Annotated in this window: 26 protein-coding genes; 13 read left to right on the top strand and 13 right to left on the bottom strand. The window is 71.6% G+C overall.

Going from position 1 to position 24,766, the window contains the following annotated elements; all coding sequences use genetic code 11:
• Nucleotides 1-49 precede the first annotated feature (49 nt).
• Both Mco01_RS35735 and Mco01_RS35730 read right to left on the bottom strand, forming a co-directional pair.
• Entirely contained in the window at nt 50-1,225 is a 1,176-nt protein-coding gene (locus tag Mco01_RS35735; RefSeq protein ID WP_204061237.1) for a hypothetical protein, read from the bottom strand.
• Nucleotides 1,222-1,551 carry a PadR family transcriptional regulator gene (locus Mco01_RS35730; protein ID WP_036324976.1) on the bottom strand — a complete coding sequence of 110 codons (330 nt, stop codon included), beginning with the start codon at nt 1,549-1,551 and terminating at the stop codon, nt 1,222-1,224. Before Mco01_RS35730 ends, Mco01_RS35735 begins: the two co-directional genes overlap by 4 nt.
• A 234-nt stretch (nt 1,552-1,785) precedes the next feature.
• Here Mco01_RS35730 and Mco01_RS35725 point away from each other — a divergent pair, with 234 nt between their 5' ends.
• Nucleotides 1,786-2,709: a Ppx/GppA phosphatase family protein gene (locus Mco01_RS35725; protein WP_204061236.1), complete on the top strand. Its 924-nt coding sequence runs from the start codon at nt 1,786-1,788 to the stop codon at nt 2,707-2,709.
• A gap of 505 nt (nt 2,710-3,214) precedes the next feature.
• Here the strand turns inward: Mco01_RS35725 and Mco01_RS35720 are convergent.
• Complete coding sequence (locus Mco01_RS35720) at nt 3,215-3,385, bottom strand: hypothetical protein (protein ID WP_204061235.1); 171 nt, start codon at nt 3,383-3,385, stop codon at nt 3,215-3,217.
• A gap of 271 nt (nt 3,386-3,656) precedes the next feature.
• Here Mco01_RS35720 and Mco01_RS35715 point away from each other — a divergent pair, with 271 nt between their 5' ends.
• The 3 genes from Mco01_RS35715 (at nt 3,657) to Mco01_RS35705 (ending at nt 5,675) form a co-directional block, all read left to right on the top strand.
• On the top strand, nt 3,657-4,175 hold the full coding sequence (locus Mco01_RS35715) for a GNAT family N-acetyltransferase (protein WP_204061234.1): 519 nt from the start codon (nt 3,657-3,659) through the stop codon (nt 4,173-4,175).
• Nucleotides 4,176-4,268: 93 nt separating this feature from the next.
• Entirely contained in the window at nt 4,269-4,703 is a 435-nt protein-coding gene (locus Mco01_RS35710) for an ester cyclase (RefSeq protein WP_204061233.1), read from the top strand.
• 126 nt (nt 4,704-4,829) lie between these two features.
• Entirely contained in the window at nt 4,830-5,675 is an 846-nt protein-coding gene (locus tag Mco01_RS35705; RefSeq protein ID WP_204061232.1) for an MBL fold metallo-hydrolase, read from the top strand.
• Between the two features lie 45 nt (nt 5,676-5,720).
• Here the strand turns inward: Mco01_RS35705 and Mco01_RS35700 are convergent, their stop codons facing one another.
• Nucleotides 5,721-6,743, bottom strand: coding sequence for a LacI family DNA-binding transcriptional regulator (locus Mco01_RS35700; RefSeq protein ID WP_275410672.1), 1,023 nt, complete (start codon nt 6,741-6,743; stop codon nt 5,721-5,723).
• Between the two features lie 250 nt (nt 6,744-6,993).
• Here Mco01_RS35700 and Mco01_RS35695 point away from each other — a divergent pair, with 250 nt between their 5' ends.
• On the top strand, nt 6,994-7,251 hold the full coding sequence (locus Mco01_RS35695; protein WP_204061231.1) for a hypothetical protein: 258 nt from the start codon (nt 6,994-6,996) through the stop codon (nt 7,249-7,251).
• A gap of 151 nt (nt 7,252-7,402) precedes the next feature.
• Entirely contained in the window at nt 7,403-9,115 is a 1,713-nt protein-coding gene (locus Mco01_RS35690) for an RICIN domain-containing protein (RefSeq protein WP_204061230.1), read from the top strand.
• A gap of 147 nt (nt 9,116-9,262) precedes the next feature.
• Here the strand turns inward: Mco01_RS35690 and Mco01_RS35685 are convergent, their stop codons facing one another.
• The 5 genes from Mco01_RS35685 to Mco01_RS35665 all read right to left on the bottom strand — a co-directional run bounded on the left by Mco01_RS35685 (nt 9,263) and on the right by Mco01_RS35665 (nt 14,230).
• Nucleotides 9,263-10,330 (bottom strand): MFS transporter, encoded by a 1,068-nt coding sequence (locus Mco01_RS35685; RefSeq protein ID WP_275410673.1) that lies wholly within the window; start codon nt 10,328-10,330, stop codon nt 9,263-9,265.
• Nucleotides 10,331-10,472: 142 nt separating this feature from the next.
• Entirely contained in the window at nt 10,473-11,729 is a 1,257-nt protein-coding gene (locus Mco01_RS35680) for a calcium:cation antiporter (protein ID WP_204061229.1), read from the bottom strand.
• Nucleotides 11,730-11,945: 216 nt separating this feature from the next.
• The gene (locus Mco01_RS35675; protein WP_204061228.1) at nt 11,946-12,821 is read right to left on the bottom strand and encodes an NUDIX hydrolase; all 876 of its coding nucleotides are present in this window, start codon (nt 12,819-12,821) and stop codon (nt 11,946-11,948) included.
• Nucleotides 12,822-12,859: 38 nt separating this feature from the next.
• A complete protein-coding gene (locus Mco01_RS35670; RefSeq protein ID WP_036324994.1) occupies nt 12,860-13,108 on the bottom strand; it encodes a hypothetical protein in 249 nt (82 codons plus the stop codon).
• Nucleotides 13,109-13,438: 330 nt separating this feature from the next.
• Nucleotides 13,439-14,230: a M15 family metallopeptidase gene (locus tag Mco01_RS35665; RefSeq protein WP_239104168.1), complete on the bottom strand. Its 792-nt coding sequence runs from the start codon at nt 14,228-14,230 to the stop codon at nt 13,439-13,441.
• 311 nt (nt 14,231-14,541) lie between these two features.
• On the opposite strand from Mco01_RS35665, the gene Mco01_RS35660 reads away from it, so the two are divergent.
• The 5 genes from Mco01_RS35660 to Mco01_RS35640 all read left to right on the top strand — a co-directional run bounded on the left by Mco01_RS35660 (nt 14,542) and on the right by Mco01_RS35640 (nt 19,612).
• Entirely contained in the window at nt 14,542-15,375 is an 834-nt protein-coding gene (locus tag Mco01_RS35660) for a prolipoprotein diacylglyceryl transferase (protein ID WP_239104167.1), read from the top strand.
• Nucleotides 15,376-15,835: 460 nt separating this feature from the next.
• Nucleotides 15,836-16,126, top strand: coding sequence for a hypothetical protein (locus Mco01_RS35655; protein ID WP_204061226.1), 291 nt, complete (start codon nt 15,836-15,838; stop codon nt 16,124-16,126).
• A gap of 70 nt (nt 16,127-16,196) precedes the next feature.
• Nucleotides 16,197-17,765, top strand: a complete 1,569-nt coding sequence (locus Mco01_RS35650; RefSeq protein WP_239104166.1) for a radical SAM protein — start codon at nt 16,197-16,199, stop codon at nt 17,763-17,765.
• Entirely contained in the window at nt 17,762-18,184 is a 423-nt protein-coding gene (locus Mco01_RS35645; protein WP_239104165.1) for a hypothetical protein, read from the top strand. Before Mco01_RS35650 ends, Mco01_RS35645 begins: the two co-directional genes overlap by 4 nt.
• Before the next feature lie 246 nt (nt 18,185-18,430).
• On the top strand, nt 18,431-19,612 hold the full coding sequence (locus tag Mco01_RS35640; protein ID WP_204061225.1) for an ATP-binding protein: 1,182 nt from the start codon (nt 18,431-18,433) through the stop codon (nt 19,610-19,612).
• A 106-nt stretch (nt 19,613-19,718) separates the two neighbouring features.
• Here Mco01_RS35640 and Mco01_RS35635 read toward each other — a convergent pair whose 3' ends face one another.
• Complete coding sequence (locus Mco01_RS35635; RefSeq protein WP_204061224.1) at nt 19,719-20,534, bottom strand: MauE/DoxX family redox-associated membrane protein; 816 nt, start codon at nt 20,532-20,534, stop codon at nt 19,719-19,721.
• A gap of 3 nt (nt 20,535-20,537) precedes the next feature.
• Complete coding sequence (locus tag Mco01_RS35630) at nt 20,538-21,476, bottom strand: hypothetical protein (protein ID WP_204061223.1); 939 nt, start codon at nt 21,474-21,476, stop codon at nt 20,538-20,540.
• Between the two features lie 287 nt (nt 21,477-21,763).
• Here Mco01_RS35630 and Mco01_RS35625 point away from each other — a divergent pair, with 287 nt between their 5' ends.
• Nucleotides 21,764-22,267, top strand: a complete 504-nt coding sequence (locus Mco01_RS35625) for a SigE family RNA polymerase sigma factor (protein WP_036325003.1) — start codon at nt 21,764-21,766, stop codon at nt 22,265-22,267.
• Between the two features lie 8 nt (nt 22,268-22,275).
• Here Mco01_RS35625 and Mco01_RS35620 read toward each other — a convergent pair whose 3' ends face one another.
• On the bottom strand, nt 22,276-23,112 hold the full coding sequence (locus Mco01_RS35620) for a thermonuclease family protein (protein ID WP_204061222.1): 837 nt from the start codon (nt 23,110-23,112) through the stop codon (nt 22,276-22,278).
• Nucleotides 23,113-23,335: 223 nt separating this feature from the next.
• A complete protein-coding gene (locus Mco01_RS35615; protein WP_204061221.1) occupies nt 23,336-23,818 on the bottom strand; it encodes a MarR family winged helix-turn-helix transcriptional regulator in 483 nt (160 codons plus the stop codon).
• Nucleotides 23,819-23,918: 100 nt separating this feature from the next.
• Here Mco01_RS35615 and Mco01_RS35610 point away from each other — a divergent pair, with 100 nt between their 5' ends.
• A complete protein-coding gene (locus tag Mco01_RS35610) occupies nt 23,919-24,482 on the top strand; it encodes a YceI family protein (protein WP_204061220.1) in 564 nt (187 codons plus the stop codon).
• Nucleotides 24,483-24,766 lie beyond the last annotated feature (284 nt).

Genomic DNA, 24,766 nt, shown 5'->3' with positions numbered 1-24,766 from the left:
CCGCGCCCGGTCGACTCGCCCGACAAGCGCCGGCGCTGAGTCAGCCTGGTCAACGACGGGATGTGATGCGAGCTGTGGTGGTGCCGCTCCGACGGAGATCATGCGCCGCGCTGACCAGAGTGAGCATCCCCGTCGTCGTGGCGGCGAGGACGGCCGCGACGGCCGCGTCCACGTGCCCGGTCGGCGCGGCCAGGAGGACCAGGCACGCACCGGTGATCGTCGCCGCTCGCAGGACGCGGGTCCGCCCCCGGACGGCAGGGCGGATCAACGAACTGAGCACGCCCACGAGCAGGCAGCCCCAGATCAGGGCGGCCACGTACTCGTCCCCCGCTTCGAGCCTGGACAGGGCTCTGCGGACGTCGGGCGGCCCCGCGTTGAGCGGAACCAGGCTCGGCATCTGGTCGGGGAAGAGCAGAAAGGCTCCATAACCGAGTACGGCGACCACCCCGGCGCAGACGGCTCCCGCACACATCAGGGCGACGACGGTCTGGAGGGCGTCCCGGGTGGACAGGGCGACCACGATCATCGCCGCCGCGGGCGCCGCCACGAGGGCCGCGATCAGCCATGCCCCGTTGCCCGGCAGGTGCTCCGCGAGCGGCGGCAGTGCACGCTCGAAGGGCATGAGCGCGAAGCATGCCGATCCCGCGACCAGGCCGGCGACGATGCCGGACATCAGGGTGACGGAACGCGCGGTGGACGCGCGTGCGGTCATCGCGAGCGTGGCCACGAGGTACAGCACGAGGGTGATCATGCCCGGCAGGAGACCGTCGCCGGATCCCAGCGGTTGAGGACCACGGTGGTCCAGGAAGGCGACCAGCAGGTACGCGCACGCGACCGCGAATCCCGTCGTCCGCACCACCCGGGCGGTTCTCGACGGCCGCACCGGGCCCAGCAGCCCGGGCCTGCCTCCCCGCCAGGCCAGCAGCACCACGACCGACAACAGGCCGGCCAGCTCGAGACGGGCCGCGGGATAGGTGACGCCTCCCGCCAGCAGGAGCGTCACCGCGCCGGCCACGCCGGCGGAAAGGGCCAGGCGGCGCAGTGCCGCCGGTTGCACCGCGGCCGCCCGGACGCAGCCGAACGCGAATCGCAGGCGCGCCGCGGGCCGTTCCAGGTGTGCGAGTTCGGCCCGCATGGCCAGCCCCCAGTCGTACCGGGCGGCAGGCAGCAGCCACAGCGCGAAGGCGAGGAGCCGCCCCGCCGCGTCGCCTGCGGGGCGGCTCACCAGGCACCGCGCAGGGAACGCCGCGTGCCGGGCCTGTCCCGTTCGGCAGCCGAATCCGCACGTGCCGCCACCTCGGCGGCAGCCTCCAGTCCCGCGCCGGTGAGGCGGTACAGGTGCCGCGGAGGGCGGCCCGCCACGGGGGCCTTCTCCCAGGACGACTCCAGCAGCCCGCGGTCGGCCAGCCGCATCAGGATCGGATAGAGCGAGCCGGCCTTGAGGTCCACCTCCCGCCCGAGCTCGTAGCCGTAACGCCACTCGGAAGGGTCGGCGGCCAGCGCGCGCAGCACCGCTTCCGTCTGAGGAGAAAGACGCCGTGTCCGAGTCACAGCGAGACTCTATCTATATAGACTTTTCGGGTAAACCCGTCGGGCGGGGAATCGGGCGGCTCGTGTCGGCCCTCGACGTGATGATCGACGTAACCCGAAGCGACTACCCTTGGGGGGAAGGGTTCCCCGGTTGTTCGCGCGACGTGGTGAAACGCGCCCCGGTCTCCGGCTGGCGACGCACCACTGAGCGGCGACCCGTCCCCCACGGGTGGACCCGCTGAGAGGTGATACAGGATGCGGCAGGCGGCTGTTCTCGACGTCGGCTGTCACAGTGCCCTGCTGACGGTGGTCCGCCGGCCCAGGGATCACAACGGCCTGGAGACGGTGCTGTCCCACAAGGTACGGCTGAGCCTGCACCGGATGCTCGCCCCGGACGGTCAACTCGACGAGCGCGCGATACGCAGCGTCCTGCGGGCGGTGGCCGAGACGATGGACGCCAGCCCGGCCGCGCAGTCCCGCGTCTTCGCCTTCGCCACCTCCGTCATCCGCGACGCGCCCAACCGCGACGAGGTCATCGCCCGGATCGCCGGGGCCACGGGCACGCGGCTGCGGGTGCTGCCCGGCCGCGAGGAGGCGCGGCTGGCCTACGTGGCCGCCCGCCACTGGACGGGGACCGCGTCCGGCCCCCTGCTGGTGCTGGACATCGGGGGCGGCACCGTCGAGATCGCCTCCGGCGACGGCCAGGAGCCCCAGACCGTGCATTCACTGCCACTGGGAGCACGGACGATCACTCGTAGATGGCTGCCCGGCGGAGCCGTCTCGTCCTCACGCCAGCTGCGCAGGGTCCGGGAGCATCTGCGCCGGGTGCTGAGCCGGCAGCCAGGACTGCCGAAACCTGAGCCGGACGGGCACGTCCTCGCGAGCTCGAAGACCTTCGCCCAGCTCGCCCGCCTCGCCGCCGCCCAGGGCGAGCCGTCCTGCTCACGCGGCCGTCTGTCCCTGAGCGGAGTGAAGGCGTCGCTCGCCCTGCTGGCCGACCTGGACCCCGCCCACCGTGGAGAACTGCCGGGCATCAGCGCCCACCGCGCCGAGCAGTCCCTCGCCGGAGCGCTGATCGCCGAGGCGCTCATGGAGGTGTGTGAGGCCACGAGCGTGACGATCTGCCCCTGGTCCACCCGGGAGGGGCTCCTCCTGGAACGCCTCGAATCGCGTCGTTGAGGAAGCGCCCGCGCGGGTCGGCGTGTGAATACCGCTAGGAACGGAACGTAGTCAGGTGAATACTCTACGTTATCATTCCGTGTCTCCGGCCCCGCCGATACGAAGCGCAGGGTATTCATCCCGTGCGGGCCGTGAAGGCCCTGCGTGATCACGATCCTGGAGGTGTCTCCATGGGGAAGGACCGACAGGGAAGCCAATCCAACCGCCCTCGGGAAGACCGGGAGGCTCCGGACTGCCCCGGCCACCGGGATGACGCCTGGAGCGGTAGAGGGAAAGCCCCGGAAGTCGAGGAACCGCCGGAGTACGACCGAGGCAGCCGTACGGACGGACGAAGGGCTGCTGAGCCTGAGGGCGGCCGGAACAGACGCGGCACGTAGCCCGGATCCCGCCTCGGGCGACCGGGGCCGGAGTGGGGCGAGCCCGGTGCCGAAGAATCGGCGCCGGGCTCTTCGTGCGTCCGGGGACTCGTCGCCGTCCGCGGAAACGCGCAGGCGCCGGTGACCGTTCAGGTGACCGCAGGCTTCGGGCTGGTCCAGGTGGTGCAGGCGCCGGGCCTGCCCGAGCGGAATCCCCGCTCCATCCAGAGCAACTGCGTGCTCAGCCTGCCGTGGTCGCGTACCCACCTGCGGGCGAGCGTCCCCGAGTAGAGCCCCTCGAACTGCTCCCATGGCGGCATCGTCCGCTCCATCGCCCTGATGGCCACGCCGGAGAGACATTCCGCCTGAAGCTCTAACCGCGGAGAAAGGCGAGCATGATCAGGGGACGCCGCACGCTGAAGGGTCTTATCCAGCCGAACCGTGACGCCAAGGGGCGAAGCCATGGCTCACGGAGACGGCCGGACAGGCTGATCACATACGGCCGGCATTCCGGGGGCGAGCCGTACCCCGGAGATCGGTGAGAGGCGTGTGGGAGGATCGGGCCGCGCGAGACGTGAAGATCGGAGGGGTATGGGGGAAATCGTTCGGCTGTCGGCGGAGGAGCTGGTGGAGTCGGCGAAGGGGCTGGCCGTGCTGCTCCAGGACGCGGTGGAGGGCGGCGCGTCGGTGGGCTTCCTCGCCCCGCTCGACCTCGGGACGGCGGCGGCCTGGTGGGAGTCGCTCGCCCCCGCGGTTGCCGAGGGGCGGATGATCGTCTGGGTGGCCCGGGACGGCGGTGAGATCACCGGGACGATCACGCTGCGGCTGGAGCAGTACCCGAACGGCCGGCACCGCGGCGAGATCGCCAAGCTGCTGGTCCACCGGAGGGCCCGCGGGCGGGGACTCGGCCGCGACCTGCTGGCCGCCGCCGAGCGCGCCGCGATCGAGGACGGGCGGACCCTGCTGATCCTGGACACCGAGACCGGCAGCCGCGCCGAGGAGCTCTACCGGCGGAAGGGGTGGACGCCGCTCGGCGTCGTGCCCGGCCACGCCGCCGACCCGTCCGGGGTCCTCAAGCCCACCACCTTCTTCTACAAGCGGCTGGCCTAGGACCCGGCAAGGCCGTTCGGCGGAGGAAGCGCCGCCCGAGCCTTTGCCCTGCCCGCGCTACGTTGATAGTGAGGCGTTGGGGGTGATCGCGGGATGGCCGACGCGCGGGAGCTGGCGGACGAGGTGCTGAGCGCTGTCAACGACCACGACGTGGACCGGGTCCTGCGGTGCTTCCGCTCCGACGCCGTCCTCGTCACCCCGATCGGCGTCGCGGAGGGGCGCGAGCAGATCGCCTGGTACTACGAGCACCTCATCAAGGGGTTCCCCGACATCTGCATGACCGTGTGGAACAAGGTCACGTGCTCGGATCCGGCGTTCACCGAGTGGACGCTGACCGGCACGCACACCGGTCCGTTCCTCCTGCCGGACGGCGAGGTGCTCGAAGGCACCGGCCGACGGATCACCGTACGCGGCTGCGGGGCCTGCACCGTGGAGGACGGCCGGATCGTCACACACCGGGACTACTTCGACCAGCTGGAGCTGTTGTCCCAGCTCGGGTTCGAGCTCCTGCCGCCACCCCCGCCGTGACCGCCGTCCCCCTCGCGGACGTCGTGGCGCGCGCGTGAGCAGCGGCGACCATCCCCAACCGCCCCCCGCGTCGACCTCTCCGGCGGCCGCCTACGTAGCCTGAAAATCGGGAGAGGGGAGGCCGACATGCCCGATACGGCCGACGCGAGCCTGTACTTCATCGGGAACGCCACGATGCTCATCCGCTGTCGAGGGCTGACCCTGCTGACCGATCCGAACTTCCTCCACCGCGGCCAGCGCGCCTATCTCGGCTGGGGCCTCAGCACCCGGCGGCGTACGGAACCGGCCATGGACGTGTCGGAGCTTCCTCCGATCGACCTGGTCGTACTCTCGCACATGCACGGCGACCACTGGGACAGGATCGCCAAGAACTCCCTGGACAAGAATGTCCCGATCATCACGACCCACCACGCCGCGCAGCGGCTCCGGCGGCAGGGCTTCGACAACGCCCTGGGCCTGGAGAAGTGGGAGGACCACCACGTACGGCGGGGGGACGCGACCCTCACGGTCACGGCCACCCCGGGACGCCACGCGCCCGGGCCGGTCCAGGCCCTGCTGCCGCCGGTCATGGGCAGCGTCCTCGACTTCGGCCACAACGGGCAGGTGGACCTGCGCCTGCACATCAGCGGGGACACGATCATGGATCCCTCGCTGCAGGAGATCCCGCGGCGCTTCCCGGACATCGACGTGGGCGTCGTCCACCTCGGCGGGACGCGCGTGCTCGGCGTGCTGGTCACGATGGACGGCATGCAGGGCGCCGAATGGGTGAGCCTGATCAAGCCGCAGGCCGCCCTGCCGATCCACTACGACGACTACGAGGCGTTCACCTCGCCGCTCACCGACTTCCAGCATCACGTACGGCGGATGGGCCTGTCCCATCTCGTCCACTACCTGATGCGGGGGGAGACCTACCACCTGCCGGCCCGGCAGGAGGGCGCCCCGCGGCGCCCTCCGACGTCCGGCCCGGTCTAGAGGCCGGTCTAGAGGCCGGTCTAGAGGCGGGCCGCCCGGCCGGGCTCAGGCGGAGTCGCGGACGACCAGCCTGCAGGGGATCCGGTGGATCCCTGGTGTGGGCTTGTCGTCGATGGCGTCCAGGAGGCGCAGGGCGGCGATCCGACCGATCTCGGTCAGGTTGACGTCGATCGTGGTGAGCGGAGGGCGGGCGGCGAGGGTCATGGTGTCCCAGTTGTCGTAGCCGACGACGGCGACCTGGTTCGGGACCGAGATGCCGCGTTCGCGAAGCGTGTCGGTGACGCCGCGGGCGATCTGGTCGTTGCCGCAGAAGAAGGCATCGGTGTCCGGTGCCGTGCGCAGCACCATCTCCGCCGCGCGCCGCCCCCAGGCCTCGCTCCAGTCGCCGAAGTGCGGCTTGCCGGTAACCAGTTGAAGGGAGGCGTCCGCGAGGAACTGCTCGGTGTAGCGGGCTCGATCGGCGGCGGCGGCGTGGTGGGCGGGTCCGGTGACGTGCGCGATGCGGGTGTGCCCGGCCGTCACCAGGTGGTCGATGGCGAGTTGGCAACCCTGCGCGTCGTCCGACACCACCGAGATGTCGGCGGGGCCGGTCGAGGGAGACAGGGCGTAGACCACGGGTACGCCGACGTGGACGCCTTCGAGCGGAGGGCGGGGGTCGGTGCGCCGGCCGGTCACGATGATCCCGTCGACGCGCCGGTCCATCAGGTTCTGCAGGTGGTGCTGCTCGCGGATCACGTCGCCACGGGTGTCGCACAGCAAGACGGAGATCTTGCCGGCGCCCAGCGCGTCCTCGGCGCCGAGCAGGACCGGAGTGCTGAAGCGGCCGATGCCGTCGGTGGTCATCAGGCCCACCGTCCAGCTACGGCCGGTGTACGGGCTCGGCGCCTGCTGGCTGGGTCGGAAGTCCAGGGTGTGGACGGCGTCGAGGACGCGCTGACGTGTCTCGGGTCGCATACGCCCGGTTCCGCTGAGGGCCCTCGACGCCGTGCCCACACTGACGCCCGCCAATGCGGCGACGTCGCTGAGGGTGGCCCTCGCCTTTGTGACCGTACGACTCGACTCCGACACACACAGTCCTTTTGCTCTCCACCACTGCTGCGGTCATGGTCCCACCGCTTTCCCGTCTTGGCCAGTCGTGCGCAACGTTTCCCAAGCCTTGGCCAAGTGGGGGCGGGTGAAAACGCGCCCCGCTACCAGTCTTGACGCACGGCCATGTGCACCGTACGTTTCCGGCTGGAAAACTTTTGCGCAGTTGCTCAACATGGGTTGCGCACGTCGTCATCGCCCTCCCGCACTCGCCACTGGTCTGGGGAGCTCCATGTCCCGTGAGTCGTCCGCCCTGTCCGCGACCGGCCCGGTCCGGCTCGGCCCACAGGCGCGAACCGCGCTGCCGCCCACGGCCGCGCGGACGCCGGCCACGGGCTCGTGGAACGGCCGCCACCAGGTGTTCGCCCCGATGCGCACACGGCAGGGCCGCCGGCCGCCGGAGCCGCCGGAGAACCCGTGCAGCCCGCGCCTGTTCCCCGTCCAGCCCCATGTGACCGCCGGCGTCGCCGCCGGCGCGGCCGAGGACTGAGGCCCGTGGCCACGCGGCCGGCGCCGTTCCGCGGACGTGGTCCCCCGCCCGAGCACGCGTCCAGGCCCTGAATCTTTCATCTCCTGCCGCCGACGTCCGCGGCTCCGCTCCGCTCACGACCACCCCCCTCACCTCATCAGGAGAGCTCGCAGTGAAGACCGTCACATCCCGAGCCCGGCAGGCCGCCGTCCTGCTCACATCGCTCGCACTCGCCGCGGCCGGCACCGCCCTCGCCGCGGCTCCCGCCAGTGCCGCCACCACCCTTGTGGTCAACGCGAACCAGCCGTTCCGTGCCGTGACGCACGTGGCCTCCGGCTCGCTGTACGGCCTCGCGGACGCGACGAACCCGTCGGACAGCCTGGCCCAGGCCATCAAGCCGAACACCTTCGTGCAGAAGCCCCAGGGCGGCAAGCAGCAGGGGACCGGTGACATCCTGACCGTTGCCCCCAAGGCGGCCAGGGTCGGCGCGAAGGTCGTGAACCGGCTGTCCGACGTCTACGCGGGCTGGCCGTACCAGTTCAGCTGGAACGACTGGTTCACCCTGGTCGACCAGCAGATCGCGCAGACCAAGTCGTCGGGGATCACCAACCTGGCCGCCTGGGAGCTGTGGAACGAGTCGGACAACACCTGGAAGTCGTCCAACGGCACGTACGAGGACTTCTGGACCAGGACCTACCGGGAGGTGCGGGCCAAGGATCCGACGACCCCGATCCAGGGTCCGAGCTTCTCGGACAACATCAGCGACATGGACAACTTCCTGCGGAACGCGGTCGCGACGAACACCGTCCCCGACATCATCGCCTGGCACGAGCTGATCAGGTCGTCGAAGATCGCCGGTGACGTCGCCACGGTTGTCAGCCTCGAGAACAAGTACGGCATCAGCCCGCGTCCGATCGCCATCGAGGAGTACGCCGCCCCGTCCGAGGTCGGCGTCCCCGGCGCCCTCGTCGGTTACATCGCCAAGTTCGAGCGGTTGGGCATCCACGACGCCGAGCTGGCGTTCTGGAACCAGTCCGGCACGCTCGGCGACCTGCTCACCGGCCGGGGCGGCTCGCCCAACGGCGCCTACTGGCTCTACAAGTGGTACGGCGACATGAGCGGCAGCATGGTGACGACCACTCCGCCCGCGCAGACCGGCCTCGACGGCGCCGCGGCGATGAACAGCGCGGGCAACCAGCTCAGCGTCATCTTCGGCGGCGGCTCCGGCGACACCGCTGTGACCGTCAACGGACTCGGCTCCTTCGGCGGCACCGTCCACGTGAAGCTCGAGTACACCCCCTCGCCCGGCCGTACGGTGGCCGTCTCCGGGCCGTCCACGCTGAGCGAGTCGAACTACACCGTGTCCAACGGCTCCATCACCGTGCCCGTCTCGGGGATGAACTCCACGTACGGCTACCACCTGGTGGTCACCCCGGGCAGCGGCGGCGGCGGGACCTCGCTCGCCGGCACCTACCAGATCAAGAACGTGAACAGCGGCCTCGCCCTGGACACCGCCAACTCCGGGACGGCTCAGGGCACTCTGGTCGACCAGGCCACGCCCTCGTCCAGCAGCACCCAGACCTGGACTCTCACCGACGCCGGCTCCGGCCTCTACAAGATCGTGAACAAGGCCAGCGGGCTGGTCCTCGGCATCACCAACATGAACACCGGCAACGGCGGGACGGCTCTGATCTGGGGCGATAGCGGCACCGCCGACCACCTGTGGCAGGTCACCCCCGACGGGAGCGGCCACTACAAGATCCGCAACAACAACAGCGGCCGGGTGCTCGGCGTCCTGAACATGAGCACCGCCTCCGGCGCCCAGGTCCTCCAGTGGGATGACAACGGCACCGCCGACCACCTGTGGACTCTCACCGCCCGTTAGTCCGGGCTGTCGGTCCTTGATCGCGCCCGCTGCCGGCACCGGTTGTCGGTGCCGGCAGCGGGAGCAGCGCACGGCCGGGACATACTCGGGTCACACGCGGCGGGCGGGGCCGCTTTTGTCATGTACGGCGAGCGGGGCGCGCCCGGGTCACACGCGGCGGGCCGCGACGGCCGCCAGGAGGTACGGCACGGCCGTGACCGAGAAGATCAGCCATGGCGGGGCCCAGGCCGACCCGGCGCCGTACCCGGCGTAGACGCTCAGGGCGACCACCTCGGCGCCGAGCCCGGCCATCGAGGTCACGGTGGCGCGGGAGCCGTCCGCGATCCGGTCCTGCAACCGGGCCTCGATGCCGGCGACGGCCCAGTGGACGACCCCGAACGCGGCCGCCACGAGCACGAACCCCTCCGGCCTCCGGACGGCCGCCCCCGCCGCGAGGCAGAGCGCGCCGGCCGCCAGAACGGGCGCGAGCGCGCGCGGCGCGCGCCCGGCCGCCCATCCCCCCGCCGTCATGCCGGCCGAGACCAGGAGCACGAGCAGCGGCACCGCCGGGGTGGCGACGCCGGTGGACTGCGCCAGCAGCGGGACGTACTCGTCCAGCGACCCGAGACCCGAGACGACCGAGATCAGCAGCAGGGCCCGCCGTACCGGGACGGATCGCCGCACCTCGGCGAGGCCGTCGCGGAGCACGTCGAGGTAGCGCGCGCCCTCCTCCCGGCCCCGGCCCCTGGACTCGGGGAACGCGAGCCCGGCGGCCGCGCACAGCAGGCAGGCCAGCACGCTGGCCAGCCCGGCCGCCCGGTAGCCGCCGAAGGAGAGCACGGGCCCCGCCACGGCGCTCGCCGCCATGAACGCGGTGGTGCCCAGGGCGGTCGAACGGCCGACCAGACGGGCGTAGGAGCCGGAGGCGCCCAGGCGATCGAGCTCCTCGTACACCAGGGCCTGCAGGGTGCCCGACCGCAGCGCGCTCCCCGCGCCCCACAGCACGAAACCGAGCGCGAACGCCGGGTACGAGGGGAGGAACGTCCACAGGGCGTACCCGGACCCCGTCAGCAGGGGCGCGGCGACCAGGAGGCGCCGCCGGGAGAAGACGTCGGCCCACACGCCCGACGGGATCTCCAGCGCGAAGCCGGTGACCGACCAGATCGCGAACAGCGACGAGATCTCGCCGGGGGACAGCCCGGTGTCGGCGAACAGCACGGCGTAGACCGGGTACAGGACGATGAAGTCCTCAAGGAAGGCGTACGTGTAGAGCCGCGCCGCGATCCCCGACTCGGGTGAGCGTCAATGTCGCCACGTCATGTCCGCACCTTAAACCGCCTCCTGCCTCGCCGCGACACCATTTCGGCCGCTCGCCGCCTCAGGGCCGTACGGCGAGGAACACGAACGCGGCGAGCAGCGTGAGGTGGACGGCGCCCTGGAGCAGGGTCGCCCGGCCCGGCACCACGGTCAGCGTGCCCACCGCGATGGTCAGGCCGAGCAGCACGACGTGGGTGGGGGCGAGGCCGAGGACCAGCGGGCCCGACAACCACAGCGACGCCACGGCGATCACCGGGATGGTCAGCCCGATGCTCGCCATGGCCGACCCGAGGGCCAGGTTGAGGCTGGTCTGGATGCGGTCGCGGCGGGCCGCCCGCACCGCCGCCAGGGTCTCCGGCAGCAGCACGAGCATGGCGATCACCACGCCGACCACCGGCTGGGGCAGCCCGGCCGTCTTCACGGCCACCTCGATCGACGGGGACTCGACCTTCGCCAGCCCGACCACGGCGACCAGCGCGAGCGGCAGCAGGACGAGGCTGGTCAGCGTCGCCTTCAGGGACGGCGGAGCGGCGTGCCCGACTCCCGTCGCCGTGCCCCGCGTGCCTGCCGTCCCTGGTTTCCCCGCGCGCCCCGGAGTCCCCGCCGCCGTCCCCCGCGTGCCTGCCGTCCCGCCTCCCGCCGCCGCGATCCCGCCCGCGCGCGGCCGCTCGGCGGTGTCCCCGTCGCCGTCCCTGTCGTCGTCCTCCACGGGGAGGAAGTAGTCGCGGTGGCGGACGGTCTGGGTGAGCACGAACAGGCCGTACAGCGCGAGCGAGACCACCCCGGCGAACGCCAGCTGGACCGGCGTGAACGCGGGCCCGGGGGAGCTCGTCGTGAACGACGGCAGGACGAGGCTGAGCGTCGCGAGGGTGGCCACGGTGGCCAGCGCCCCGCCCGTCCCCTCGGCGTTGAAGACGGCCAGCCGCCGCCGCAGGGCCCCGATCAGCAGCGACAACCCGAGGATGCCGTTGCAGGTGATCATGACGGCGGCGTAGACCGTGTCGCGGGCGAGGGACGCCGTCTGCGGGCCGCCGGACGCCATCAGGCTCACGATCAGCGCCACCTCGATGACCGTCACCGCGACCGCGAGGACCAGCGACCCGAACGGCTCGCCGACCCGGTGGGCGATCACCTCGGCGTGATGAACGGCCGCGAGGACGGCCCCTGCGAGGAACACGGCGGCCACCACCACCATGACCGGCGCGAGCGCCCGTCCCCAGGTGAGGGCGAGCGTGATGAGAGCGATCGCGGGGACGAAGAGCGTCCACCGCCACCGCAGCCACCGCCGCACCCTGATCATGCTCCCGAAAACGCCCATATAGGGATTAAATGGACGCTAGACAATCAGGTGAAACGCCCGACGAGGGCGAACGCCGTCTCCGCGACCTTCTTCCAGCCGCTGTCGGCGGTGAGCGCGGGCCGGCGATCTAGGGCTGGTCGGGAGTGGGCAGCGGTGCGGCGGTCTGGAGCTGGTCGAGGCGTCGGCGCGGTGCGGCGGCCTAGAGCTGGTCGGGAGTGGGCGCGGGCAGGCGATCTAGAGCTGGTCGAGCAGCCAGCGCGGGCCGGTGACCGTCGCCCCGAGGGCGGTCACCCGCTCGCGCAGCTCGCGGTCGGCGGTGACCACCAGCACCTTCTCCCATGGCCTGGCCGCGCGCACGGTGTCCACGATGGCGTCGTCGCCGCTGCCCGGGGCCACGACGACCTCCACGCCCACGCTCGCCGGCCCGGGGTCGGCGGCGCGGGCCGCGGCCCCTTCGAGCACGACCACGAGCCGGGGGAACCACCGGGCCAGCTCCGGCAAGTGGTCGGGGTTGCGGGACAGGCCGTCCCGCGCGAGCGGCACGATCTCGTTGAGGAGCCGGTTGGCCGCGCCCGCCCGGTCCTTCCACCAGCCGTGCTCGGCCCGCGCGCCGATGATGTTCGCCATGTCGAGGACGACCACGAGCGGGGCGAGGGCCGGGCGGATCGTCGGCCAGGTGTGCGCGAACCCGGGATGCAGGTTCTTCGCTGTGACCTCGTCGGCGGCGACCCAGCGCAGGTCGATGCTCTCGGCGTTCGCCGGTGCCGCGTCCAGCAGGCCCTCGGCCTCGGCGATCACCGTCTCGAACGCCCAGCCGCCGTGGTCGTCGACGTACAGCCCCTGGATCCGCAGCAGGTCGGCGCGGAGCGCGGCCTCCTCCAGCGCCTCCCGCAGCGCGCCGGCGATCGCGTCCTCGTGGCTGTCGCGGGCGCCGCCCGGCAGGCCCCAGGTCCCTCCGTGATGGCTCCACCAGGCCCGCTTCTGCAGCAGGACGTACGGCATGCCGTCGAGCGTGTGGTGGACGGCGAGCAGGCCGGTCGCGCCGTGGAGTCCCCAGTGCTGGTGGCCGAGTCCGCACAGGGCCCAGCCGTCGCCGTCCTTCGCTGCCATGACCTCATCTTGCCACCGCGCTCATCGTGAGCCCCCGCTCACCAGGCCTCGAGCGGCTCCTCGATCCCGGCCGCCAGGTCGAACAGCGTGACGCCGTCGTCGAGCCTGATCACCTGGATCTGCGTGCACAGCCCGGCGTCCCGCAGCCGCAGGGCGGCCTCGTACGCCTGCTCGGCCAGGTTGTAGCGGTCCGCCGTACCGCGCTCCTGGGCGGGCCGCAAGGAGCGGACCTCGTATCGATCTCGCGGCCAGATCGGGGGAAGGGGACCTGAATGGAGCCAGCTCATGCGTCTCCTGTCACACACGTGTGGAGAAGCAGTTGACCCGTGGACGGTGTCTGATCGCCACCGTGTGATGGGCTCGATGGCCGATCGTTATGAAGTGGTAAGCGATCCTTCCAGGTCATAGCTCCCAGTCCCGTTAGCGTTTGAGCCCTCACTCGTGGTTCTCCTCGTCACAGGGGAATCAGGAGTCGCCATATTCGGATAGACGCCCGCTTCCTTCCGGCCGGAGGAGCGGGCGTTCGTTCTTTCCCCGCCGGTTCCTCCGCTCGTGCTCATCCCCGCCGTTCCTCCGCTCGTGGGCCGCGCCCCTCACGGCGGCGCGGACAGGCCTGCTCACCGTCCGTTGGACGAGAAGTGCTGGAAGTCCTTGGCGCCGGACCAGGACCCGCCCCAGCCCCAGCCGATGCCGTCGAAGGTCCGCACCACGAAGTCGCCGGCGTTGACGACGCCCGGCTTCTTCAACGGCCGCTCGACGAACCCCGTGGCGTTCTTGTGCGCGTGGGAGCCGTCGGCGTAGACGTACGGGTTCTCCCGCGGATTGACGTCGACGGCCAGGCCGTACGCGTGCTGGGACCAGCTGCTCGACCCGGTCGCGCTGCGGCAGTTGAACGCCGAGGTGTTGTCGGCGTCGATCGAGTCGTAGTCGCTGCCCTTGTAGACGTCGACGGACTCCATCCGGCGGATCGGGTAGCGGTGGTCGTACAGCTTGCTGAAGACGGACACCAGATCGTCCGCGGCCGACTTGTTGACCACCAGCTCACCCGTGTGGCTCTTGTCGTCGAAGCCCCAGTAGGTCATGGTGATCTTCCTCAGGTCGCCCACGGAGACGGGGCAGCCCTCGTGCCACGAGTACCGGACCTCGGCCCGTGACACCTTCCCGATCTTCGCGGCGAACGGCGGCGGGACGATGGGGCGCGGCGACGCCGACTCCGTGGGTGACGCCGGCTCCGTGGGCGAGGCGGGCGACGCCGAGCCGGCGGGTGTCGCCGTCGCGGTTCCCGGAGTCGTGGCGGACGCGGCAGGCGGCGATTCCACCGGAGCCGCCGCGGGCGAGGCGGCGGCATCGGGCGCCGTGGCGCCGCCGCCGCACGCCGTGGCCAGGCCCGCGAGGACCGTCGCCACCACCGCTGACCTGGGATTCCTTAAGGAAGCCATACGCGCAGAGTACCCGCGCCCGCCACCTGAGGAGCCGCTTCCGCCGCCCCTGTGGAAAACCTCGCCGTTCCGGGCGGTCCCCGGAAATCGCCGTCGCGCGTCCTCCGGTCCCACGGCATTGCGGACGGCCTGCCCTCGCCGGGAAATTCCGGACGCATTATGGGCCACCCGCCGTTCCCGGGAAACCGGATCGCCGTTCGGAGTAGTCGCCGAAAGGGAACGGGGAAAGCCGTTCATCTTTGGGGATCGGAAACGTCGGAGGGCGCCGCTATGGTGGCGTCGTGATTCCGGAGCTGCGTTTCGGCGGATTGGCGGTGCCGACCCACGACTTCTTCGTGGGGCTCGCCGTCGTCGTCGCGGCGGTGGTGTTCGTGCTGGAGGCGCGGCGCCGGGGCGCGTTCCGGGAGGAGTCGCTCGTCGCCGTGGCCGGAGCGCTCGTGGGCGGCGCCATCGGCATGCGCCTGTCCGGCTGGGCCGAGCACCTCGACTTCTCGCTGAACCCCAGCCTTCTCGAGGCGTGGATGTTCGGCTCGCGCAGCATCCTCGGCGGCCTGACCGGGGCGTACGCGGGGGTGCTGATCGCCAAGAGGCTCATCGGCTACCGGGAGCGCACGGGCGACCTGTTCGCCCCGGCCGTCGCCATCGGGATGGCCGTCGGCCGCGTCGGCTGCTTCCTCACCGAGGCTCCCGGCCGCCCGACGAGCCTCCCCTGGGGGATCCACGCGTCGGCCACCGTGCCCGAGTGCCCCGGTTGCCTGGCCGGGCAGGCCATGCACCCCTCGTTCCTGTACGAGATCGCCTTCCAGCTCGCGGCGTTCGCCGCCGTCCTGTGGGCGAGGAGCCGCGTCAGCCGGCCGGGCGAGCTGTTCACGCTGTACGTCGGCGCGTACGCGGTGTTCCGGTTCCTCGTCGAGTTCACCAGGGCCAACGAGACGGTCTGGCTCGACCTCACCCGTCCGCAGTGGTTCCTCATCCCCGGCCTGCTGCTGGTCGCCCTGCGGCTCCGCAAGGGCTACCGGAACGGCTACTACGACCGCCTTCTCGGCCGTCCCGCCCCCGTCTCCGTCGCCACGCGGGGTTACCTTCCCGGCCACATCAGTGAGGAGACGGCGTGACCGAGCCAGCCGGCAGCCACGACGTTCGCCGGGCGACCGTTCCGGTGCGGCCTGAGGAGGAGTCGTGACCACACCCCCCGAGCACCCCGACGACGACTCGCGAGGCGGGCAGTGGCCCCCGCCCGACGGGCCGCATCACCGGCCCCCGGCTGAGCCGAACGGATCCCCAGGAGGTGGCGGCGGCCCGGCAGCGGGTGGGCCTGCCGGCCCTGGTGGGGGTGGGCCGGGCGGATCGGGTGGCTCCCCGGGGCTGGGCGGATTCGGTGGGCCGGCAGGGCCTGGCGGGTCCGGTGGACCCGCAGGACCGGGCGGACCTTCAGGGCCGGTTGGGCCTCCGGGACCCGGTGGGCCGCATGGGCCGGGCGGGCCGCACCAGCCGCCCGGCGGGCCGCATTACCCCCAGGGGTGGGGGCCTCCGCCGCCCCCTCCGCCGTCCTCCTCGACGGGGGTCGTGGTCGGCATGACCTTCCTCGGCCTCGGCGTCTTCCTGGTCGTCAACCTGGCGGCGTTCCTGCTCACGCTCGCCGTGGCCGACGGCGTGGGGAGTAACAAGGAGGTCGTCGTCGGCGTGGCCGCCGCGATGCTGGCCCTGCTCGCCCTCGGCGGCGGATTCCTGCTGATCCGCCTGCGTAAGCCGTGGACGAGAGGGCTCGGCCTCGGCCTGATGATCGGATGGGCGCTGATGTCGATCGTCTCGGCCGGCTTCTGCACCGGCCTCAACCCGGAGATCTACTCGGGCGGCACCCTGTGACGCCGCGACGCCACCGCGCCGACCCGCCGGCCCACGCGAGCGGACCCCCGACCGACACGATTGGACGGCCATGACGACCGGCATGCCCCTGCGTGGCGACCGCCTGCTCCGCTACGTCAACGCGTTCTGCCCGCGCTGCCATGACGAGCGGCCGGACCGGCCGCTGGCCGACGTGCCGCGCCTGTCCGGCTGGCTGGCCGAGCGCGACGGCCGGGTCTACCTCGAACGCGGCTGCCGCACCCACGGCCTGGTCCGCACCCTCTACGACGAGGACCCGGAGATCCTCGCCTACCTGGAGGAGTGGACCGCGCCCACCAAGGCCCACCTGCCCGACGTGCCGGGCAACTTCGACCCCGTTCCCTCGGCGTACCTGCGCGGGCTGCCCGAGATGCAGACCCAGCACACCTGCATCCTCCTGGAGGACATCGCCGAGGCGTGCAACCTGCGCTGCCCGACCTGCTTCACCGAGTCGTCGCCCGACCTGCGGGGTGTCGTCCCGGTCCGGGAGGTGCTCGCCAACGTCGACCAGCGCCTCGCCCGCGAGAACGGCCGCCTCGACGTGCTCATGCTCAGCGGCGGCGAGCCGACCTTGCATCCCGAGCTCCCGCTGCTGCTGTCCGAGCTCGTCGCCCGGCCGGTCACCCGCATCCTGATCAACACGAACGGCCTGCTGATCGCCCGCGACGACGCCCTGCTCGACCTGCTGACCGAGCACCGCGAGCGGGTGGAGGTCTACCTGCAGTACGACGGGACGTCGGCCGAGGCGTCCCGGCACCACCGGGGCGGCGACCTGAGGCGGCTCAAGGCCCAGGCGGTCGAGCGGCTGTCGGAGCGGGAGATCTTCACGACGCTCGTCATGGCTGCCGCCCTCGGCGTGAACGACGGCGAGATCGGCGACGTCGTGCGGCTCGCCCTCGACACGCCGTACATCGGCGGGGTGTCGATCCAGCCGCAGTTCGGCTCGGGACGGTCGGGCGTCATCGACCCCCTCGACCGGCTCACCCACACCGGCGTCCTGAAGCGCCTGGGCCCCCAGACCGACGGGCTGGTCACCTGGCGCGACCTCACGGCCCTGCCGTGCTCCCACCCCCACTGCTGCTCGGTCGGTTACATGATCAGGGACGACGCCGACCAGTGGCGGTCGCTCACCGCGCTGATCGGCCACGACCGCCTCAAGGAGAACCTCGGGCTCGTCTCCAACCGCATCGCCGACTCCGAGATCCCGCGGCAGCTCCGCATGGCCGTCCAGGAGTCGCTGCTCGGCCTGCTGTCGGAGCAGTCGTCGCTGTCGCACCCCGAGATCGGCACGCTGTGGCGCGACATCTGCGAGAACTGCGACCTCGGCCTGACCACCCTGCTGACGCTCGCGTCCTCGGCGCTGCCCGGACGCCGCCGACGGCTGCGGCGCCTGCTCGGCGAACGCGTGGTGCGCATCACGGTCAAGCCGTTCATGGACATGTCGACGATGCTGGAGGAACGCCTCATCCAGTGCTGTGTGCACGTCGGCACCCGCTCCGACCAGGACCAGTGCGCGCCGTTCTGCGCCGTCCAGGCGTGGCCGGCCCTGTCGCGGCAGCGCCTGTCCGCCGTCGCCGCGGCCGATCCCGGTGTACGGCTCCCGCTCGTGGAGATCACATGACGCCCGAACCCCCCAGGGGCGTGGCGTACGAACAGGCCATGGCGAGCGCCGCCGGCACTCCGACCGGCGCGGCTTCGACCGGCGCGGCTTCGACCGGCGCGGCTTCGACCGGCGCGGCTTTGGCGGGCGCGGTTCCGGCGGGCGCGGCTTCGACGGGTGCGGAGGAGGTCGGCGCCGCGCCGTACGACCCGTTGCGGCTGTGCGTCTACACGACGGTCGCGCTGCTGGCCTGGCTGCTGGGGCCGTGGGCCGTGCTCGGCTTCGCGGTCCTCGGACTGGTGGGCTACGCCAGGGCGCGCCGGGCCGGGCTCACCCGGAGCAGGTGCCTGCTGCGCGACACGCGGCTGGTGCTGACCTATCTCGCCGTCATCGCGGCCGTGGCCGTAGCGGCCCTGGTCATCCGGTATCTGCCGCACTGAACGACGGCCTTTGCCGGAGCTTTTCGGCGGAAAGCCTCGCGCACATGTTCGATGTCGCGCTACAGTCTTGGCCATCGGATCGAACACGGGTTCGGTCTCGTCTCGCCAGGTAAGGGGTGTGCGATGGCTGTGCTGGCGACGTCGGCTCCGGCCCGGTGCGCGCCCCTTCGCCCGCGGGCGACACGCCGTAGCTCTTTCTACGGAAATCTACGACGGCCGCTATATCCCGTCATAAAGTCCGAGAGCGTGGACCCCGTGCGCAACCCCTACGCCCCCGGCGCGGGGCAGCGGCCGCCCGAGCTCGCCGGGCGCGATCGCGAGCTGCAGCAGTTCGAGATCGTCCTGGAGCGGGTCGCCCGCGGACGCCCCGAGCGGAGCATGGTCCTGACCGGCCTCCGCGGAGTCGGCAAGACCGTCCTGCTCAACACCTTCAAGTCGATGGCCATGCAGCGGCTGTGGGGCACCGGGAAGATCGAGGCCCGGCCCGACCAGTCGATCCGGCGCCCGGTCGCCGCCGCGCTGCACATGGCCGTCCGAGAGCTCGCCCCCCGGCACCGGGCGCCCGAGCGCATCGAGGAGTTCCTCGGCGTGCTCAAGGCGTTCGCGATGCGCGACCCGGCCGCCGCGAAGGGCACCTCCCACTGGTCGCCCGGCATCGACGTGCCCGCGGCGCGCGGCCGCGCCGACTCCGGCGACCTGGAGATCGACCTGACCGAGCTGTTCGTCGACGCCGCCGGAGTGGCGACCGACCTCGGCGTCGGCATCGCGCTGTTCATCGACGAGATGCAGGACGTGCAGGCGCCCGACATCTCGGCCCTGTGCGCCGCCTGCCACGAGCTGTCGCAGAACGGCGGCCCGCTCATCGTGGTCGGCGCGGGCCTGCCCCACCTGCCGAGCGTGCTGTCCGCGAGCAAGAGCTACTCCGAGCGGCTCTTCCGCTACGCCCGGATCGACCGTCTCGACCGGGAGGCCGCCGATCTCGCCCTGATCGTCCCGGCCGAGCGGGAGGACGTGGAGTTCACCCCCGAGGCGCTCGACGCCCTGTACGAGGCGGCCGACGGCTACCCCTACTTCGTCCAGGCGTACGGCAAGGTGGCCTGGGACCTGGCGCCCGGAAGCCCGATCACCGCCGACGACATCAAGGTGTCGGCCCCCGAGGCCGAGGAGGAGCTGGCCGTCGGCTTCTTCGGCAGCCGCTACGAGCGGGCCACCCCGGCCGAGCGCGACTACATGCACGCCATGGCCCAGCTGGGCGACGACCCCGTCCCCACGGCGGACGTCGCCGAATCCCTGGGCCGCAAGCCGTCCAGTCTGTCCCCGGCGAGGGACAGCCTCATCAAGAAAGGCCTCATCTACAGCGCGGAGCGCGGCGTGATCGGCTTCACCGTGCCGCACTTCGGGAGGTTCCTGCGCGCCCAGCCGCTGTAAGCCGGGCCGCCCATCGACCTCTCTACGGCTTTCTAGAGGGGAAGCTAGAGAGCCGTAGAGAGCTGAATTCCGCCGCCTCGATGCAGGAATCTATGACTGTATAGCGTCAGGCCGATACAGGCATAGATTCCTGCAGAGAGGCCGGCGGCCCGTCCGGGGTGACCAGGGCCGCCCTCACCGCGGGCCGCCGTCCGCTCAGGTAGACGGCGAAGACGACCTCCGCGCCGTTCCGGGCGGGGAAGACGAAGAACCGCCAGCACAGCTCGCGCCACATGTCCGCCGGCTCGTGTGACTCCAGCAGCACGGCATGGGTGCGCCAGGCCGAGCTGGCCCGCAGGCGCGACAGCGCCCGCTCGGGAGGCAGCGGCCGCAGTTCGCAGGGCGCGCGGTATCGCAGCCGCGCCAGGCTCTCCTCCAGCTCGGGGGACAGCGCGAGCAGCAGGACGACGATCCCGCCGAGCGAGGCGGCGAACGCCCACGAGATGCCGGCCACGACCTCGGCTCCGGTCGTGCCCTCGACCGCCACGGCCACCGCCGCCGCGGTGAGAACGGCCGCCCGCAGGATCGAGCGGACGCCGACCGGGGCCGCGCTGACCTCGCCGAAGCAGCCGCATCCGACGTCCGGACGCCGCCGTCGCAGGTCCTGCAGCACGTACGTCGCGACCGCGAAGAACGCGACCGGCAGCCAGCGCGCGGCCGGGTGGTCGACGGCGATCAGTCCCGCGGCCAGGCCGAGCTCCCCGCAGGCACAGATGAGCATCGCCGGTTTCACGAATCGCTCCGGCGCGAGCACGGCGGGGCCGAGACGCCCCAAGGCGCCGGGCGTGCCGTCGCCTCCCGCCGTGACGATCTTCGCCACGCCGCCGAGGAGCAGCATGACCACGAGAACGGGCAGCGCCGCCGCCGCGATGGTCGAGAGCACGGGTCACCCCAATCCGATGCGGGCGTTGAAGCACCCCTTGATCAAGTCGCCGCCGAGTTCCACGTACGCGGCGGCGGACAGTTCCACGATCCGGCCGCGCGGCGACGTCCCGCACTCCAGGCACCGGTCGCAGAAGCGCCCGGTGACGCAGCCGCAGGCCACGATCGGCAGCGCGTCGGCGCGCCCGTCGCACACGTTCCGGACGTACAGCGTCGAGCCGAGCGCGAGGTACGGCAGGCCGACGCAGGAGACGCCGGCGTCGGCGCATCCGGTGTCGGACGTCTCCAGCATCGGGTAGGCGACACCCCGCTCGGGAAGGTCGCCCCAGACGGCCGTGCCGGAGATCTTCGACTGCACCCCCCGGTACGCCGGAGGCGGCGGGGGCACCGCGGCGGCCCGGTACGGGGGCTGGGAGGTCGCGGGGAGCAGCGCGAGCGGGGCGCCGCCGTCGACCATCCCGATGGCGTCGAAGAGGTACCCCGGTTCGAGCTGTGGATGCCGCACCCGGATCCGCCCGGAGGAGCGGTACGGCACCGTGATGGACCGTTCCCCGCGATGGGCGCCCATGTCCAGGACGATCGTCAGGTCCCGCCGGCCGGTGACCGCTTTGATCGTCCCGGTGAGCCGGGTGGCGTCGGCCCAGATCCGCTCGGCCACCGTGCCCGCCTTCAGCGCCCGGATCACCACCCGCGCCCCGACCGGGAGGTCCGCGGGGGCGACAGGGCCGCCCCGCCACGCGGTGGCCCAGGGTGCGATGACCAGGCGCCGCTGTCCGCCCGCGGCGTCCTCGACGATGATCAGATGAGGGCTGACGTCAAGGATCACCCCGGTGACCGCGTCGAACGGCACCCCGTCGTCCGCGCTCAGCCGCGGCGGCTCGGCGTCCCGCCCGAGCGCCGCCGCCGCGAGCACCCGCCGTCGTTCCACACTCCGGTACGGCATGGCCCCTCCCACGTGTCCAGCCTCACATGCCGAGCGGAGCGGGCGGAGCGGAATTCCCGGCAATGGTCACATGCGGGAGCAATATTCCTCCTCACAGTGGAAGCCATATCTCCCACTTCTGGGCAAAACAGTGCCCGCGGCATGAAAGGCTCCCGCGCCTGGCGCGCCACCGAGCTTGCGGGGTCTTTGCTGTAGGTGGTGCGAAACCTGGATTTCGGTTCAGCCGGATTCTGGGGCCTGGCTGCCATTCTGGCACGAGATGCCTCTCAGGCCGGGTTGGTGATCGCATGATCGTGAACCATGAGGAGTTCCGCGCGTACGTGGTGTCCCGCGGGGCGGCCTTGTTGCGCGTCGCCAACCAGCTGACCGGCAACCCCTGCGACGCCGAGGACCTGCTGCAGGCCGCCCTGGCCAAGACCTACCTCGCCTGGGACCGGATCAAGGACCCGTCGTCCCTCGACAGCTACGTGCGCCGGGCCATGGTGAACATCAACATCTCCTGGTGGCGCCGCCGCAAGATCGAGGAGTACCCGTCCGACGAGCTTCCCGACGTCGTGGTCCAGTACGACCACCGGCACCGGTACGACGAGCTGGAGCAGGCCCTCGACCGGCTCCCCCTCCGCCAGCGCACCGCCATCGTGCTGCGCTACTACGAGGACATGAGCGAGCCGGAGATCGCCAGGACGCTCGGCATCAGCGTGGGCACCGTGAAGAGCTCGGTCTCGCGGGGGATGGCCAAGCTCCGCGGCGACCTCGTGGTCCGGGCCGCCGCCGGCGAGCACGTGAACTGACCCCGTCCTCAGGTCTCGCAGACGATCCCGTCGCTGTCGGCGTCCACATACCAGTCGTACTCGGGGTCGACGCCGCGGCGGTACGGTCCGTACCCGGCGTCGTTCGCCTCCTGGCAGGTCTGGAAGCGGGGGTCGGTGCCGCCGGACGGCGAGGGGCTCGGCGACGGGCTGGGCGTGGGGGTGCCGGTGGTCTGGGGAGCCGGCTCCGGCGTCGCGGACGTGCCGGGCGCCGCGGGCGAGGGGTCCATCGGCTCGACGGGGGCGGGCGACAGGGCGGCGTCCCCCGCGCCGGGCGGGGTGTCCAGCGCGTCACGACGGTCGTAGGTGTCGGGCGCCCAGCACGGGCCCGACCACATCCCCCGCCGCTCGGACTGCGCCCTGAGCTGCTCGGCGAACTGCCAGTCGGTGTACACGTGCTCCGGGTAGTACGCCACGGCCTGCGCGTAGCCGTTCCTGACCAGGTCGCCGTTCACGTACGCGCCCTTGCCGGTCCAGGTGTACAGGAGGTAGCGCCCGTCGTCCCCCGCCCGCTCCTTGCCGGGCAGGACGTAGGCGGCCTTGCCCACGGGCAGCAGCGCGGACAGCCGCGCGACCGCGTTCTCGTACCAGCACCAGCCCTGCTCCGGGGCGTCGGCCTCCAGCAGGCCCACCCGTACGGTCACGCCCTTGGCGGTGACGACGTCGAACGTGTCGCCGTCCACGATCTTCTTGACCTTCACCTCGACGGCGTCCTTGGGGACGGTCTTGGGTCGGGTGGCCGCTCCCGCGGGGGCGGCGGTGGCGACGGGGATCGCGAGTGTGACGACGGCGGCCAAGACGGCGAGGGCGCGTGGGAGGGCACGCACGGGCGCTCCAGGGGGATCGGCGGCGTTTTCGGGGGGATAACGGAGTCCATCAGATATTGATCGTCTTCGCCACCCCAACTGCCCGTTTCATCCTCTATGTCCGATAGCCGGTACGGCGAAGGGCGTGCACGCGCGTGCCTGCGGGCGTGTGCGGCCTTCGGGGGTGTGCTGCGGTGGGGTGTGCGCGCGGGGACGCCGGTCGGGCCGAGTGGTGCGGGGTCCCTCAGGAGGCTTCGACGCGCTGCTGCACGCCCGCTGTCGCGCAGGGCCGTACGACGTCGCGGATCCGGCGCAGGGTCGCGAGGAAGGCGTCCAGCTCCTCCGGCGTCAGCAGCCCGGTGAACCAGGTCTCGATGTCCTCGATGTGCCGGGGGAGCACGCGCTCGAGGCGTTCGGCCCCCGCCGCGCTGAGGACGGCGAACGACGCGCGGCGGTCGGTCGCGCACGCGTGCCGCTCGACCAGGCCCTCGCGCTCCAGCCGGTCGACGACGCGGGTGATCCCGCTCGTGGACAACGACGTCTGGGCTGCGAGGTCGCTCATCCGCAGTCGCCGTTCGGGCGACCGGGCGAGCCGGATGAGGGTCTCGAAGTCGACCTCTGAGAGCTTGACGGCGGCGAAGGTCGCTGCCGACTTGGCCGACAGCCCCGCGTACACCTCCGCCAGCAGGCCCATCGCCGTGAGCCGTGGGTCGTCGAATGTGTCCATGAGCAAAGTCTACGGGACGATAGTTGACGCGCGGAATACTTCTCGTGTAGACAGTTGTTGGCGCAGACATCCGCACAGCAAATACTTCAGGAGAGCAGCCATGAGCATCCGTGAGTGGGAAGGCCTCAAGATCCCGGCCGCCGGTGAGTTCGCCCTGGACAAGGCGCACACCCGTGTCGGCTTCGTCGTCAAGCACATGATGGTCAGCAAGGTGCGCGGCCACTTCGGCGACTTCGACGGCAAGATCGTGATCGGCGAGAACCCGCTCGACTCGAGCGTCGAGGCCGTCATCAAGGCCGACACCATCAGCACCGGTGTCGCCGACCGCGACGGCCACCTGCGCAGCGACGACTTCCTCGGCGCCGACAAGTTCCCCGAGGTCACCTTCCGCAGCAAGCGTGTCGTCAAGCACTCCGGTGACGAGTTCGTCCTGGTCGGCGACCTGACCATCCGCGACGTCACCAAGGAGGTCGAGCTCAAGGTCGAGTTCGGCGGCGCCGGGACCAACCCCTGGGGTCAGGAGCTCTTCGGCTTCTCCGCCGAGACCGAGATCGACCGCGAGGCGTTCGGCCTGACCTGGAACCAGGCCCTGGAGACCGGTGGCGTCCTGGTCGCCAGGAAGGTCAAGATCGAGATCGAGGGCGAGGCCGTCCGCCAGGCCTGACCTTCGCGCGCCGGCTCGGGCACGCCGTTGTGCCCCCGGCGTCCATGGTCCGCACACAGCCCTTGTCCACACCCTGTGGACAAGGGCTGTGCACTGATCACAGAATGGTTGCGGCCACCGATGGCACAGCCCCGTACGGCGCCCGTCGGTGCCCCGTGACCTGGGATCGGACCGTTGACGCGCCCGGCGGGGATTCCGCTTTGCCGCCTTGCACGATCGCCGGTACGCTGTGCTGAGCAACGCGCTACCAGGAGGCTTCGCCTAGTCAGGTCTATGGCGCCGCA

Source organism: Microbispora corallina (assembly GCF_016863035.1).
Lineage (GTDB): Bacteria > Actinomycetota > Actinomycetes > Streptosporangiales > Streptosporangiaceae > Microbispora > Microbispora corallina.
Note: the sequence above shows the minus strand (reverse complement) of the source record. Positions and strands in the feature narration are given on the sequence as shown.

What these genes read in the sequence shown, in the direction of transcription:
- Mco01_RS35725 (WP_204061236.1), top strand. Translation starts at nt 1,786, where the DNA reads ATGCGGCAGGCGGCTGTTCTCGACGTCGGCTGTCACAGTGCCCTGCTG.
- Mco01_RS35720 (WP_204061235.1), bottom strand. Translation starts at nt 3,385, where the DNA reads ATGCCGCCATGGGAGCAGTTCGAGGGGCTCTACTCGGGGACGCTCGCC.
- Mco01_RS35715 (WP_204061234.1), top strand. Translation starts at nt 3,657, where the DNA reads ATGGGGGAAATCGTTCGGCTGTCGGCGGAGGAGCTGGTGGAGTCGGCG.
- Mco01_RS35710 (WP_204061233.1), top strand. Translation starts at nt 4,269, where the DNA reads ATGGCCGACGCGCGGGAGCTGGCGGACGAGGTGCTGAGCGCTGTCAAC.
- Mco01_RS35705 (WP_204061232.1), top strand. Translation starts at nt 4,830, where the DNA reads ATGCCCGATACGGCCGACGCGAGCCTGTACTTCATCGGGAACGCCACG.
- Mco01_RS35695 (WP_204061231.1), top strand. Translation starts at nt 6,994, where the DNA reads ATGTCCCGTGAGTCGTCCGCCCTGTCCGCGACCGGCCCGGTCCGGCTC.
- Mco01_RS35680 (WP_204061229.1), bottom strand. Translation starts at nt 11,729, where the DNA reads ATGGGCGTTTTCGGGAGCATGATCAGGGTGCGGCGGTGGCTGCGGTGG.
- Mco01_RS35675 (WP_204061228.1), bottom strand. Translation starts at nt 12,821, where the DNA reads ATGGCAGCGAAGGACGGCGACGGCTGGGCCCTGTGCGGACTCGGCCAC.
- Mco01_RS35670 (WP_036324994.1), bottom strand. Translation starts at nt 13,108, where the DNA reads ATGAGCTGGCTCCATTCAGGTCCCCTTCCCCCGATCTGGCCGCGAGAT.
- Mco01_RS35655 (WP_204061226.1), top strand. Translation starts at nt 15,836, where the DNA reads ATGACCTTCCTCGGCCTCGGCGTCTTCCTGGTCGTCAACCTGGCGGCG.
- Mco01_RS35650 (WP_239104166.1), top strand. Translation starts at nt 16,197, where the DNA reads ATGACGACCGGCATGCCCCTGCGTGGCGACCGCCTGCTCCGCTACGTC.
- Mco01_RS35645 (WP_239104165.1), top strand. Translation starts at nt 17,762, where the DNA reads ATGACGCCCGAACCCCCCAGGGGCGTGGCGTACGAACAGGCCATGGCG.
- Mco01_RS35630 (WP_204061223.1), bottom strand. Translation starts at nt 21,476, where the DNA reads ATGCCGTACCGGAGTGTGGAACGACGGCGGGTGCTCGCGGCGGCGGCG.
- Mco01_RS35625 (WP_036325003.1), top strand. Translation starts at nt 21,764, where the DNA reads ATGATCGTGAACCATGAGGAGTTCCGCGCGTACGTGGTGTCCCGCGGG.
- Mco01_RS35615 (WP_204061221.1), bottom strand. Translation starts at nt 23,818, where the DNA reads ATGGACACATTCGACGACCCACGGCTCACGGCGATGGGCCTGCTGGCG.
- Mco01_RS35610 (WP_204061220.1), top strand. Translation starts at nt 23,919, where the DNA reads ATGAGCATCCGTGAGTGGGAAGGCCTCAAGATCCCGGCCGCCGGTGAG.